Annotated in this window: 18 protein-coding genes; 11 read left to right on the top strand and 7 right to left on the bottom strand. The window is 71.1% G+C overall.

The window, feature by feature from the left end; all coding sequences use genetic code 11:
* Nucleotides 1-57: 57 nt before the first annotated feature.
* From ACIPJ2_RS02840 to ACIPJ2_RS02820, 5 genes are all read left to right on the top strand, one after another.
* A complete protein-coding gene (locus tag ACIPJ2_RS02840) occupies nt 58-432 on the top strand; it encodes a GntR family transcriptional regulator (protein ID WP_281266246.1) in 375 nt (124 codons plus the stop codon).
* On the top strand, nt 417-1307 hold the full coding sequence (locus tag ACIPJ2_RS02835) for an ABC transporter ATP-binding protein (protein ID WP_402727468.1): 891 nt from the start codon (nt 417-419) through the stop codon (nt 1305-1307). The genes ACIPJ2_RS02840 and ACIPJ2_RS02835 overlap by 16 nt, the downstream gene beginning before the upstream one ends.
* Entirely contained in the window at nt 1304-1960 is a 657-nt protein-coding gene (locus ACIPJ2_RS02830; RefSeq protein WP_402727467.1) for an ABC-2 transporter permease, read from the top strand. Before ACIPJ2_RS02835 ends, ACIPJ2_RS02830 begins: the two co-directional genes overlap by 4 nt.
* 121 nt (nt 1961-2081) lie before the next feature.
* Nucleotides 2082-2849, top strand: coding sequence for an SDR family NAD(P)-dependent oxidoreductase (locus ACIPJ2_RS02825; RefSeq protein ID WP_402727466.1), 768 nt, complete (start codon nt 2082-2084; stop codon nt 2847-2849).
* Nucleotides 2850-3066: 217 nt separating this feature from the next.
* Complete coding sequence (locus ACIPJ2_RS02820; protein ID WP_402727465.1) at nt 3067-3300, top strand: PLDc N-terminal domain-containing protein; 234 nt, start codon at nt 3067-3069, stop codon at nt 3298-3300.
* Nucleotides 3301-3401: 101 nt separating this feature from the next.
* Here ACIPJ2_RS02820 and ACIPJ2_RS02815 read toward each other — a convergent pair whose 3' ends face one another.
* Complete coding sequence (locus tag ACIPJ2_RS02815; protein ID WP_402727464.1) at nt 3402-3995, bottom strand: hypothetical protein; 594 nt, start codon at nt 3993-3995, stop codon at nt 3402-3404.
* 45 nt (nt 3996-4040) lie between these two features.
* Here ACIPJ2_RS02815 and ACIPJ2_RS02810 point away from each other — a divergent pair, with 45 nt between their 5' ends.
* Entirely contained in the window at nt 4041-4577 is a 537-nt protein-coding gene (locus ACIPJ2_RS02810; RefSeq protein WP_402727463.1) for a cysteine hydrolase family protein, read from the top strand.
* A 12-nt stretch (nt 4578-4589) separates the two neighbouring features.
* On the opposite strand, the gene ACIPJ2_RS02805 is transcribed toward ACIPJ2_RS02810, so the two are convergent.
* The gene (locus ACIPJ2_RS02805; protein WP_402727462.1) at nt 4590-5459 is read right to left on the bottom strand and encodes an alpha/beta hydrolase family esterase; all 870 of its coding nucleotides are present in this window, start codon (nt 5457-5459) and stop codon (nt 4590-4592) included.
* Nucleotides 5460-5567: 108 nt separating this feature from the next.
* Here ACIPJ2_RS02805 and ACIPJ2_RS02800 point away from each other — a divergent pair, with 108 nt between their 5' ends.
* Nucleotides 5568-5909 carry a MerR family transcriptional regulator gene (locus tag ACIPJ2_RS02800; RefSeq protein WP_281266238.1) on the top strand — a complete coding sequence of 114 codons (342 nt, stop codon included), beginning with the start codon at nt 5568-5570 and terminating at the stop codon, nt 5907-5909.
* A gap of 30 nt (nt 5910-5939) precedes the next feature.
* Here ACIPJ2_RS02800 and ACIPJ2_RS02795 read toward each other — a convergent pair whose 3' ends face one another.
* Nucleotides 5940-6365, bottom strand: coding sequence for a RidA family protein (locus ACIPJ2_RS02795; protein WP_402727461.1), 426 nt, complete (start codon nt 6363-6365; stop codon nt 5940-5942).
* A 4-nt stretch (nt 6366-6369) separates the two neighbouring features.
* Nucleotides 6370-6609 carry a hypothetical protein gene (locus ACIPJ2_RS02790; protein ID WP_402727460.1) on the bottom strand — a complete coding sequence of 80 codons (240 nt, stop codon included), beginning with the start codon at nt 6607-6609 and terminating at the stop codon, nt 6370-6372.
* A gap of 78 nt (nt 6610-6687) precedes the next feature.
* Here ACIPJ2_RS02790 and ACIPJ2_RS02785 point away from each other — a divergent pair, with 78 nt between their 5' ends.
* Genes ACIPJ2_RS02785 through ACIPJ2_RS02770 form a run of 4 tightly spaced genes read left to right on the top strand, consistent with a single transcriptional unit; the run spans nt 6688 to nt 9578 of the window.
* The gene (locus tag ACIPJ2_RS02785) at nt 6688-7227 is read left to right on the top strand and encodes a histidine phosphatase family protein (RefSeq protein ID WP_402727459.1); all 540 of its coding nucleotides are present in this window, start codon (nt 6688-6690) and stop codon (nt 7225-7227) included.
* Nucleotides 7224-7985: a hypothetical protein gene (locus tag ACIPJ2_RS02780; protein WP_402727458.1), complete on the top strand. Its 762-nt coding sequence runs from the start codon at nt 7224-7226 to the stop codon at nt 7983-7985. The genes ACIPJ2_RS02785 and ACIPJ2_RS02780 overlap by 4 nt, the downstream gene beginning before the upstream one ends.
* A gap of 46 nt (nt 7986-8031) precedes the next feature.
* The gene (locus ACIPJ2_RS02775; RefSeq protein WP_402727457.1) at nt 8032-8685 is read left to right on the top strand and encodes a GNAT family N-acetyltransferase; all 654 of its coding nucleotides are present in this window, start codon (nt 8032-8034) and stop codon (nt 8683-8685) included.
* A complete protein-coding gene (locus tag ACIPJ2_RS02770) occupies nt 8682-9578 on the top strand; it encodes an aminoglycoside phosphotransferase family protein (RefSeq protein WP_402727456.1) in 897 nt (298 codons plus the stop codon). The genes ACIPJ2_RS02775 and ACIPJ2_RS02770 overlap by 4 nt, the downstream gene beginning before the upstream one ends.
* A 94-nt stretch (nt 9579-9672) precedes the next feature.
* Here ACIPJ2_RS02770 and ACIPJ2_RS02765 read toward each other — a convergent pair whose 3' ends face one another.
* The 3 genes from ACIPJ2_RS02765 to ACIPJ2_RS02755 all read right to left on the bottom strand — a co-directional run bounded on the left by ACIPJ2_RS02765 (nt 9673) and on the right by ACIPJ2_RS02755 (nt 12356).
* Entirely contained in the window at nt 9673-10554 is an 882-nt protein-coding gene (locus ACIPJ2_RS02765) for an SMP-30/gluconolactonase/LRE family protein (RefSeq protein ID WP_402727455.1), read from the bottom strand.
* Nucleotides 10555-10599: 45 nt separating this feature from the next.
* Nucleotides 10600-12000: a serine hydrolase domain-containing protein gene (locus tag ACIPJ2_RS02760; RefSeq protein ID WP_402727454.1), complete on the bottom strand. Its 1401-nt coding sequence runs from the start codon at nt 11998-12000 to the stop codon at nt 10600-10602.
* Between the two features lie 134 nt (nt 12001-12134).
* The gene (locus ACIPJ2_RS02755; protein WP_402727453.1) at nt 12135-12356 is read right to left on the bottom strand and encodes a hypothetical protein; all 222 of its coding nucleotides are present in this window, start codon (nt 12354-12356) and stop codon (nt 12135-12137) included.
* Nucleotides 12357-12436: the final 80 nt, after the last annotated feature.

Genomic DNA, 12436 nt, shown 5'->3' with positions numbered 1-12436 from the left:
GACTGGCCGTTGCCGGTTGCGTACTGTTCTGCTGTACATAAACAGTTGGAGCACGGCTTGCGGATCATCCTCTCGAGCACCAGTTCGGTGCCGATGTACGAACAGATCAAGACCCAAGTCCGCAACGCGGTGCACGCCGGGGAGCTCGCCGAGGGTGCGCTCCTGCCGTCGCTCCGCCAGCTCGCCCTCGAACTGCGGGTCAGCGTCATCACCGTGACGCGCGCCTACAACGACCTCGTGGCCGAGGGGCTCGTCCGGAACGAGCACGGCCGCGGCTTCGTGGTCCGAGCCGTGGACGCCGGGGCCGCGGGGTCCGCCCTCGCCGCACGGGTCGACGGCGCGACCGACGAACTCGTCCAGGCGGCCCGCGCAGCACGCATGACCATCGACGACATCCGACGGAAGGTCGAAGACGCATGGAACCGACACTGACCGACACCGCGATCGCGGTCCGTTCCCTCCACAGACGGCAGGGGACGTTCGCCCTGCACGACGTCGACGTCACGGTCCCGACCGGGCTCGTGACCGGGCTGGTCGGGCCGAACGGCGCCGGGAAGACGACCCTCGTCAAGAGCATCCTCGGCCTGGTCGGCACGGACTCCGGCTCCGTCGGGCTCTTCGGTACAGGCACCCCGCAGGACGCCGCGGTCCGCGAGCGGATCGGCGTCGTGCTCGACCAGGTGAGTGCGGCCCCGGAATGGAAGGTGGGTGCTGTCGGCCGGTACGCCGGACTGCTCTACGAGCGGTGGGACGACCGCCGCTTCCGCGACCTCCTCGACCGCTACGACGTCCCCGCCGGGAACCGGGTCGGCGGACTCTCGCGCGGGCAGACCGTGAAGCTCTCGCTCGCGATGGCGCTCGCGCACGACCCGGAGCTGCTCGTGCTCGACGAGCCGTCGAGCGGCCTCGACCCCGTGGCACGGCGCGAACTCGCCGACACGATCCGGGAGTTCGTCCTCGACCCCGGCCACACGGTGCTGTTCTCGACGCACATCACCGAGGAGCTCGACGACCTCGCCGACCACCTCGTGGTCCTCGCCGGTGGGACGGTCGCGTACGAGGGTGCCGTCGACGAACTGCACGAGCGCTTCGCCGTCGTACGCGGTGCCGGTCCGTTCCCCGAGGTGGCACGGCCGTCGACGATCGGCGTGCGGCACGACACCACCGGTCGGTGGGAAGGACTCATCCGCTCCGACGACACGGCTTGGTTCGGGCCGGACGTCGTCATCGACCAGGCCACCACCGACGACGTGGTCGTGCACCTCGCCGGGGACACCCGTTCCACCAGGAAGGAGATCACCGCATGAGTGCCGCCGTCATCCGCTTCGCTCGGTTCGACCTCGTCGCGATGGCTCGCACGCAGCCCCTGCGCGTGCTGCTGCCGTTGCTCTTCACCGTCGTGTGCTGCGTCACCCTGCCGGTCCCGGGCATGGGCATCGCCGTGGGGGCCGTCGTCGCGGCGGTCTCGGCGTCGATCCCCTTCCAGGGCGACGAGCGCGGCCGGCTCGACACCCTCTACGGCATCGCACCGATCGGCCGCACCGCCGTCGTGCTCGGTCGCTACCTGTCGATGCTGGTGTTCGCGGTCGTCGCGGTGGGCATCGGGACGGCGACGACGCTCGTGATGGGGGCGGTCCGCCACCAGGACATCGGGTGGCCGCTCGTCGCGACGATGCTCCTCGGAGCTGCCGCCTGCGTCGGGATCTCGTTCGCCGTCCAACTGCCGTGGTTCTTCGCACTGGGGTTCACCCGCGGTCGGCCGATGATCTACATCCCGGTCGGCATCATCGCGGTCGTCGGGTTCATCGTCGGGCAGACCGGGTGGTTCGACGGGATCGGCCCCGCGGACGTCCTCACACCGGCACCGTGGCTCGCGGCGCTCGTGCTCGTGGCGGTGGGCGCGCTGTTCGTCGGGTCTGCTGCGGTCGCCGTGCGCGTGTACCGGCGGCGCGAACTCTGAACCGGGCCGTCGCCCGGTCACCGCAGCGCCCCGCCTGCGCGATGCTTCAGCGGATCGTGCGGGCGACCCCAGCCGCGGCGGAGCACCGTGGGACGCACCATCCCCCACACAAGGAGTCCGCATGCTGCTCGAGGGCAAGACCATCGTCGTCACCGGCGGGAACAGCGGGATCGGCGAGCAGATCTGCCTCGCCGCCGCTGCCGAAGGCGCGAACATCGTCATCGACTACGTCGCACATCCGGACGAGACGGACTCGCTGATCGACCGGATCGAGCAGGCCGGCGGTCACGCGGTCGGGGTCGACGCGGACATCACGACCTCGGCCGATCTGCACCGCATGGTGCAGAAGGCCGTCGACTCGTTCGGGTCCCTCGACGTCCTGGTCAACAACGCGGGCATCGAGGACCGGAAATCCCTGCTCGAGGAGACCGAGGAGGGGTACGACAAGGTGATGGCCGTCAACATGAAGAGCGCGTTCTTCGGGACGCAGGCGGCCGCCAAGCAGTTCATCGCGCAGGGTTCCGGCGGTCTGGTCCTGAACATCTCCAGCGTGCACGAGGACTGGCCGATGCCGGGCAACCTCGCGTACTGCGTGTCGAAGGGCGGGATGCGCATGCTCGCGCGGAGCGGTGGCGTCGAGCTCGGCCCGCACGGTGTCCGGATCGTGAACATCGCCCCCGGCGCGGTGGACACCCCGATCAACACGTCGACGACGTCCGATCCCGACAAGCTCGAGCAGCTCGACGCGGCCATCCCGCTCGGACGGCCGGCGAAGCCGCACGAGATCGCCGAGGTCGTCGTCTTCCTGGCGTCCGGGAAGGCCGCGTACATGACGAGCACGACGGTGACGATCGACGGCGGGATCTCTCAGGGCAGCGTCGGTCTCTGACCTCGGCACGGAATTCGTCCTCTCGGTGGATGTCCCTGGCCGACCGGCCGACGCAGACTCGTGGTGGGGAGTGAATCCGATGGGTCGCGGCTGCCGTCTGCAGGGCAGCCGCGATCACCCGGGGAGGACGGGCGATGTCGTTCGCGCGAGGGACGCGATGCCGTCGACGCCTTCGTAACGTTGCCGTCGACCTGTTGGGCGACGGATGGAGGACGACGTGCTCGAGAACCTGAGTGGACTGCACCTGCTGGTGATGGCGCTGATCCTGGCGCTGGACGCGGTCGCGCTGGTCCAGGTGTGGCGTGATCCGCGCCGGTCGGACGTCGTCAAGGTCGCCTGGACCGTGGCCGTCCTGTTCCTGCCGGTGATCGGTTTCGCCGGCTGGGCGGTGAACTGGCTGCTCGGCCGTGCCGCAGACCGGCTGAACCGGTCCGGTGCGTCGGGGAGCTGAACCGGCACCGCTCACGCGTCCCGCACCGGACAGGAGGCTCGGTGCCAGGCCGCCACGAGCCTCCCGTCCGGTGACCGCTCACCGCCACCGGACCGTGCCGGTCAGCGACCGGTGCCGAGTGCGGACTCGATCCGACGGATCGTCCGGCGCATCGCGTACTCGTCCTGCGCCGGCTGGTCGTCGGCCACCCAGAGGTGGACCGCTCCGGGGCCCGACCTCCTCGGCGCGAGGCGGACCACGATCCCCCATCGGTACGCGACACCGCGCGGCGTGGGCTCGCTGAACACGTCGAAGCCGAGGACCTCCGAGCGGAGCGCGATCGGCATCCCCTGCCCGTCGTCGCGCGTCGACCAGCTCCTGATCCCCGTCCGGTCGAAGCCGAGGTCGCACGGGAACCAGATGCGCAGGCTGGGGTTCCAGGCGGCGAGGTCGGCGGCCGTGGAATCCGTCGCGTGCGCGGTGACGAACGCGGTGCCGGGATGGGCGTCGGTCTTGTGCCGGAGGCGTGCCCGCCGGCGGTGGTTGACCTCGGTGGTGACGCAGGCGACGCCGAACGCGACGGTGACGAGGATGCCGAGACGGAGCTCGGTGGACAGGGCCTGTCCCTCGTCGGGACCGATCAGGACCGCGAGGACGACCGTCGCGACTCCGAAGACGACGGTGATGGCGGCGAGGAGGATCGTCGACGGGCGCACGGCTCGACGATGCCAGAGTCGGGCGTGCAATGGGACACTTGCGCTGTGACCGTCTCCAGCGCTCTGCTCGTCATCGACCTGCAGCGCGGTGTCGTCGTGGACTGCTTCGAGGCCGACGCCGTGCTCGACCGCGTCGCTCGGCTCGTCGATCGTGCCCGTGCCGAGGGGGTGCCGGTCGTCTGGGTGCAGGACCACGACGACTTCGCCGAGGGGTCAGACGGCTGGGCGCTGGCGGAACCGCTCGTGCGCAGTGCCGACGAACCGCTCGTGCGGAAGGAGTTCCGGGACTCCTTCGCCGGTACGGACCTGGCCGAGGTGCTCGACGGGCTGGGCGTGCAGCACCTCGTCGTCACCGGGGCGCAGAGCGACTACTGCGTCCGGACGACCACGCAGGCAGCGGCGGCACGCGGGTTCGACGTCACGCTGGTGTCCGATGCGCACACGACGACGGACGCCGAGCACGACGGCGTCGTCATCAGCGGCGAGCAGATCGTCGCGCACACGAACATGTACTTCGCGGGCCTGCGGTACCCCGGTCAGCGGTTCGCCGCCGTGCCGCACGACCGGGTGGAGCTGTCGTGAGCCCCACGTCGGTCAGCGGGTCCCGCTCGCAGCGCGCGTCCTGACCCCGAAGAAGGTCGCGATCTCGTCGGCCATCGACCAACTGCGCTCCGTCCGGCCGATGACGAACGGACCGCGCTTCGGCCCGGGCACGGTGTGCCCGGCACCGTGCACGGCGAGGAACCGCACGGGCGCATGTCCGGGTTCGGCGTGGTCGACCTGTTCCGTCCAGACCTTCCCGGTGCCACGACGCGCGGTCGTCGGAGCTGCCGCGATGCCGTTGCGCCGGGCGAAGTACGCAGCTGTGTCCGGCGCCGAGAGCGCCGTGCCGCCCACCTTGAACGCGCGTTCGGCCCAGCGCTTCATGGGGCCGCCGCCGAACGGGACGATCGGGTCAGACGTGCCGTGGACGAGCAGCATCGGCATCGGGACAGCGAGGGCATCGGCGGCGAGGAAGTCCTCCGGCGCCGGCATCGTCGCGGCGATGACGGTCGCGCCTGCGAGGAGCTCCGGCACCTCGTGGACGAGGCGCATGACCATCTGGCCGCCGTTCGAGTAGCCGACGACGAAGACGCGCGTCGGGTCGATGCCGTGCGAGTCCACGAGCGACGCGATCGCTGCCCGGACGAAACCCACGTCGTCGATGCCGTCGAGTCGGGCCGGGAACGAGCTCTGTCGCCTGGCGTCGTTCCAGTTGCCACGGTGTCCGTCGAGGTACGCCACGACCGCACCCCCGTCGGCTGCGAATCCGTCGTACATCCGCCCGGTGAAGGCGCGGTGGGACTGGCCCTGCTGCCTCGACCCGTGCAGCACCAGCAGCAGGTCGCGTGGTCGGTCGGCAGCCGTGGCCCCGACGATGGTCATGGTGCGTGCACGTCCACCGACGTCGATCGTCTTCCGCATGGTCCTGCTCCTCGTTCCGTGGTGGGATGCCGTGGTCGGGTGTCCCTCGTCGACCGTCACGGTAATGTCTGACATCATGTGAAGGTCAAGCGGGCAGGAGATCTCGGGATGAACATCGGCGAACTCAGCGCCCGCTCCGGCGTCAGCCCCCGGTCCCTCCGCTACTACGAGGAACTGGGGCTGCTCACCGCGGAGCGCTCGGCGAACGGCTACCGGAACTACTCCGAACCGGCGGTCGAGCTCGCGAGGACGATCCGCACCATGTTCGAGATCGGCTTCTCGCGAGACGACGTCCGACAGATCTCACCGTGTGTGACCGGCCGGCACGACACCGTCGACCGGGAAGCCGTGATGGACACCGTGGAGCGGATGCGCGACGAGATGACGCAGCGGATCGACGAACTCGTCGCGACGCGGGCGTCCTTGACGGACTTCCTCGCGACCCGCTGATCGGGCCGGTCACGCCGGCGGGAAGGCGGGTCACCCGACGGCGGGCTCGCCGTCGCGAACCGCTGCCACTGCCTCGATCTCGACGAGCTGGTCGTCGTAGCCGAGGACGGTGACGCCGAGCAGTGTGCTCGGGACGTCGTGGGTTCCGAACGCGTCCCGTACGACCTCCCATGCGGCCACGAGGTCGGCCTGTCGGGCGGACGCGACGAGCACCCGCGTGCTGATGACGTCCCCGATGGTCGCGCCGGCGGCTCGGAGCGCCTCCTGCATCGTCTCGACGCACTTCGCGGCTTGCCCGGCGTAGTCCCCGACCGCCGCCGTCGAACCGTCCGGCTCGAGCGGGCAGGCACCCGCGAGGAACACGAAGCGCGTGCCGCTGGGTGCCGTGGCCGCGTACGCGTACTCCGCCGTGTCGCTGAGTGCTGCGGAGCGGATGAGGCGCACGACGCTGTTCACCACGTCATCGTGGCAGGGCCCGCCACGCTCGGACGATCTGCCACACGGCAACGGCGACCACGACCGCGCCGATGATCGACACCACCCAGAGGGCGGGAACGCCGATCGCGGGTCCGGAGGTGCACACGCTCTCGCCGTGCCCCGGCACGGCATCCGCACAGATGCTCACCTGGTACATCGCGAAGAAGACCACGATCAGCGTGCTGATGACCGCAACCGCAGTCCACGCCACCACTCGGTTCACTGCGTCCCCCGTTCGTCCTGCAGCCGAGCGTGCCGCGTTTCGACACGCTTGTCGAGGGAGCCGTCCTAGTGTGGAGCGGTGTCCCGAATCCATCTGCTCCGGCACGCGCAGCCGGACTACGAGGCGATCGAGGCACGCGGTCTCGACTTCCGGTCTCGGGACACCGCGCCGTTGTCGCGAGCGGGCCGACAGCAGGCGCACGAAACCGCCGCAGTGCTCGAGCGCCTCGGTCTGTCGGAGATCGTGAGCTCACCGATGACCCGCACGCTCCAGACCGCGGCGATCATCGCGCTGCGGTTACGGCTCCCGCTGACGGTCGACATCGACCTCCGCGAGTGGGAATCGGGCATCTCCGCAACGGAGACCCATGCCGGGTGGCAGCGGGCGACCCAGCAGTTCCGCGACCATCACGGAGTCCCGCAGGCTGGCGCACGCTGGGAGGGGGCCGAGCAGATCCGTGAGCGCGCAACAGCAGCGCTCGCGCGACTCCCCCGGGACGGCGTTGCGGTGCTGGTGGTCACGCACGCCTTCGTCATCGAAGCGCTCACGGGCGTCGATGGCAGGGCCGTCGGGTTCTGCGAGCACGTCCCGTTCCCGGATGGCGGGCGGTCGAGATGAGCACCACCAGCGACGTCGCGCTCGCCGTGACCTGCCACGACCCGCTGGGCCGGTTCGCCCCGGGCATCGAGGACGCGGGCCGCAGCCTCTCCGAGGTGTTCGGCGCCCTGGCAGTGAACGCGACGGCAGAGACCCACCCGGCGACCATCGACGCGCTGCGGGCACTCGACCTGCCGACGTCCTTCGGCGAGCACGGTGCCGGCACGGTGGGGATCGGCACGGCGCGGCAGGACGCCCTCGCGCTCGGCGTCGGGAGTGGCCTCGCCCGGGTGTTCTACTCCGACCTCGACCACATCCTGCGCTGGCTGAGCACCGCGCGGGACGAGGTGGAGCGCTGCCTGGCCGAACGCGACCACGACCTCCTCGTCGTCGGGCGTTCCGCAGCCGCGATGGCGGAGGCGCCGGAGCGACTCCGACGCACCGAGGAACTCGTCAACCACGTCTACGGACTGGCGAACGGACTCGATGGCCGGTGGGATCTGATGATCGCGATGCGCCTGATGAACCGTGCCACCGCGCAGACGATCGTCACGCACAGCCGCGAGACCTCGATCGCGAGTGACGTCACGTGGCCGATGCTCGTGGCCGCGCGAGGCGGGACCGTGGGTGCGTTCCACGGTGACGCCATCCGGTTCCGGGCGCGAGACGACTTCGGGCAGGACGTCGATCGGCGTGACGGTGATCCCCGCGAGTGGCACCAGCGCATGGTGACGGCGACCGCTCACGTGACGGCGATCGTGGAGTTCGACCGAACCTGAGCTGTGATCCGAGATCCGACGTGCGGCCACGTTAGCCTTCGTCGGTATGGGGATCGACGACGTCTGGCCGCTGTTCGCACTCGAGATCAGGACGCCGCGGCTCACCCTCCGCCCGATCCGCGACGAGGACCTCCCCGCTCTGGCGGTCGCCGCACTGCAGGGCATCCACGACGCGGACCGCATGCCGTTCGGTGTGCCGTGGACGGATGCGGCCCCCGAGGAGATCCCCCGGAACCTCGCGATGTACCAGTGGAGCCTCCGTCAGGTGTCGCCCGAGAACTGGTCGATCGCGTTCGGGGTCCACGTCGACGGAGCACTCGTCGGCGTGCAGGACCTCAGCGCTCGCGGTTTCGCCGATCGCCGGACCGTCGGCTCAGGCTCGTGGCTGACGAAGTCCGCGCAGGGCCGGGGATTCGGAACGGAGATGCGTGCCGGCCTGCTGCTCTTCGCGTTCGACGTGCTCGGTGCGGAGTGGGCGGAATCGAGCGCGGCGTCCTGGAACGAGCGGTCACTGGCGGTCTCCCGCTCGCTCGGCTACGAACCGAACGGTGTCACGCGCGTGGCACCTCGCCCCGGTGAGCCGGTCGACGAGGTGCGCGTCCGACTCGATCGGCGGCGGTTCCGACGCCCGGACTGGCGGGCCACGGTCCACGGCGCGGATGCCGCTCTCGCACAGCTCGGGATCGCGGGTCCCGGATGATCGACGTCCCCGACGGCCTGACCCGTGCGACGACGAGCCGCGAAGGAGCGGCCGGGACCGCCTGGCTCGCCGAGCTGCCGGTCATCGTCTCGCGGCTGCTCGACGAGTGGGGCTGCGAGCTCGACGGTGCCCCGACCCACGGCGAGGTCGCCGTCGTCCTGCCGGTTCGTCAGGGCGATGTGCCAGCAGCGCTGAAGGTCTCGTTCCCGCACCCGGGCAACCGCAGCGAGCCGCATGCGCTCCGCAGCTTCGCTGGCGACGGCGCGGTCCGGCTCCTCGACGCCGACGAGGACGCCTTCGCGCTGCTCCTGGAACGGGCCGGGCCGCAGTCGCTCGACAGTGTCGCGACGGCCGAGGAGGCAATCGACATCGCGGGCGACCTCGCTCGCCGGCTCGCGTTCCCGGCACCGGCGGGCACGCCGGCGCTCGCCGACACGACCGAGGGCTGGGAGGCCGAGCTCGACCAGCAGGTCGCCGCACTCCCCGACGCCCTGCCGACGGCCGTGCTCGACCGTGCGAGGAGCACCATCCGGGCGCTGTCGAACGAGTCGACGTCCACGATGCTGCACGGCGACCTGCACTTCGGCAACGTGCTGGGCGCGGAGCGGCAGCCGTGGTTGGCGATCGACCCGAAGGGCTGGCGCGGCACGGCTGCGTACGACGCGTTCACCGTCGCCGCGGGCAAGCGGGAGGCGCTGCTGGACGCGCCCGACCCGGAGCGTGCGTTCCGCGATCGGATCCGGCGCTTCGCGGCAGCCGCCGACGTCGACGCCGAACTCGCGCTCGCCTGCGTGCAGGCACGAGCGACCAGCTCCTACCTGTACCAGCGGCTCCACACCGGCGACTGGTTCGCCCTCGAGCTCCTCCGCCGCGTCGCGCACCTGGACGGGTGACCGGCCCGACCACGCACCGGACGGGAGGCACGGTGCGGGCCCGCCACGAGCCTCCCGTCCGTCCGTGGCCGGCACCGGAGCGCCGGCCGGACCGTCAGCGGCCGGCCGCCTGGCCCGGCACCGCGACGCGGACGGCGCTGATGCGCCCGTCCCGCGTCCGCGCCGTCGTGGCCGGGTCGTAGCTGTCCGCGGTCGCGAGGTAGAGCGTCCGCCCATCCGGTCCGCCGAGGGCGCAGTCGATCGCGCACCGACCCGGGGCATCGATGCGGTCGGTGACCTCGCCGCCCTCGAGGACGCGGAGGAACTCACCGGTGTCGACCGAGCAGACCCAGATCGCCCCCTCGGCGTCGACCGTGCTGCCGTCGGGGGTCACACCATCGGGCAGCGCCGCCCACTCGCGCCGGCCGCTCAGTGACCCGTCGGGTGCGATGTCGAACGCGGTCAGGCGGTGCGCCCACGTCTCGCTGACGACCAACGTCCGCGTGCCGGGGAGGACGTTCGCGCTGTTCGGGAAGACGAGGCCATCGGCTGCCAGGCGGACGGAGCCGTCCTGCTCGATGACGTACAGGGGCCCCGGGCGCAGTTCCTCGCCGCCGTAGAGGTCGTAGCCGAACGCGCCGATGTAGGTCCGGCCGGTGACGTCGTCGACGACCAGGTCGTTGACGAGCGACGACTCGACCGCCGACAGGTCGGCGAACACCGACGTGGTCCCGTCGGGCTCGACGGCCACGACCGTGCGGGACTCCATTGCGCTGACGATCAGCCGCCCGTCGGCGAGCCATCCGAGGCCGGAGGACTGTCCGTCGACCGTGGCCTCGAGCCGTGGTCCCGCATCCGAGTCAGAGTCCGGGTCGATCGAGAAGACCTCGCCGGTGTGCATGTCCGAGTACCACAGCCGCCCGTCGTGCCAGCGGTTCCCTTCGGGGAAGCGGATGCCGGTGACGACGTCGGTCGCGGAGTCGAGCGTGGTGTGCACGGTCCCAGCTTGCCAGTCGGAGCGTGGCCGGCAGGCAGACCGCGCTCAGGACCGCCGCTCGGCGATCCGGGCCCTGGCGAGCAACCGGAACCTGCCGTGCTCGTCGGGCTCGAGGAACGCGACGCTGCCGACGAGTTGTTCGTCGGCGACCAGTCCGAGCGTCTCGGCGTCGATCGGACGGAGCTCGTACCTCGAGACGGTGGGCGACGACCCCGCGGTGCGGTACATGGCCGCGCCCTCGCGCACGGGTTCCTCGGTGAGCCAGAGCCGCCCATCCGCATCGCGGGTGACCTCGGACTCGGTCTGCCGGGTGGCGTAGCGACCGACGTACGGCGTCGCGTCGGGGACCGGGCGTGTCGGCCCCGGGACGGCCGGCGGCGGGGTCGGCTCGATGTCGGCGAACTCGGCGAACACCGGGTCCAGCAACTCGCGCGCGAGCTGCCCTCCCGCGTCGGCGTTCGTGACGACGGCAGCGGCCACCGACCCGTCCTTTGCGATGGCCAGCTGGGTGGCCACGCCGGGGGCGCCGCCACCGTGCTCGGCGATGCCCGGCCGGAGCAGGGCCCAGCCCAGCGACTGGAACGACGGCACGGGGCCGATGCCGCGGATCGGTACCTCGGGTCGGAGCATCATCGCGGTCGACGTCCCCGAGAGCACCTGCTGCCCGGTCGGGCCCACCCCGCCGGCCAGGAAGAGCCGTCCGAGGGCGAGGAGTCCAGGCGCGGACATGGCGAGCTGGTTGCCGGCGGCCGGGTTCGACGGCGGCATGAGTGCCCACTCGCGGGACGGACCGAGCTCGCCCGTGTCCGATCCGTGGACGTGGGGGATCGCCGTCCCGTACGCCAGGGCCTGGCTCGCGGAGAAGGCGACGTCCTCGATGCCGAGCGGCTCGAGCAGGAACCGCCGGAGTGCCTGCTCGTACGTCGTGCCCCGCGTGACCTCGACCAGCCGCCCGAGCGTGCCGTAACCGGCGTTGCAGTAGGCCCACCGCTGCCCCGGCGCACTGTGCTGCGGAGCGTGGCGCACCAGGTCGCGGACGAAGCGGTCGAGCGCGTCCGGGCCGTCGGTCGTGGGCTGCCAGAGGTCGCCCTCGAAGCCTCCGGTGTGGGTCAGGAGGTGCCGGACGGTGATCCCGGCGCTGACCGCCTCGTCGGCCGTGCGGAACTCCGGCAGGTACGTCCGGACCGGTTCGTCGAGCTGGACGAGCCCGTCGTCGACGAGCTGCAGCACGAGGGTCGCGGTGAACACCTTCGTGATCGATTGGATCTGGAACAGCGACGACGGGGTGACCGCGGTCCCCGTGCGGGTGTTCAGCACGCCGGAGGCAGCTTCGACGACGTCGGACCCCACCGCGATCGCCACGGAGGCGCCCGGGACGCCGTGCTGCTCACGGAGCCGGGTGAGCTCGGACTGGATGCGTTCCCGCAGCGCTGCAGTGGTGGTCATGCATCCACCATGCCCCTACCAGCGGAGTGCGTCGAGGTGGTCGTGCCCGTCGAGCAGCCGCACGACCCGACCTCGGGACACCTCGCGCATGTCCGGATCGGCGTCGTGGACGGCGATTGCCAGCCCGGTGCTCGTCAGCGACTGGTCCTCGCGCCGTGACGTCGCAGTTGAGCGGTGACGATCGCTGCGACCGCTCCGATCAACGCCAGCGAGATCGCCAAGGCGTTCAACTGGGTCACGGCGGGATCGTCTGCCCGGAACATCATCAGCCCGACCGTTGCGAGCGCGACGGCAGCTCCGCCGCAGGCCGCGCCGACGGTGAGGAGGACAACCGGCAACACGCGCATCGCACCCATCAGTGTCATGCTACATGTCACCTTACCGACCGAATGGCGGTGCACTAGGGGGTCGCGTGATTCCGTGGCATCGGCGAGGA

Origin of the sequence: Curtobacterium sp. NPDC090217 (genome assembly GCF_044746705.1) — a bacterium.
Taxonomy (GTDB): Bacteria; Actinomycetota; Actinomycetes; order Actinomycetales; family Microbacteriaceae; genus Curtobacterium.
The sequence above is the reverse complement of the archived record's forward strand: the minus strand, read 5'-3'. Positions and strand labels throughout refer to the sequence as shown.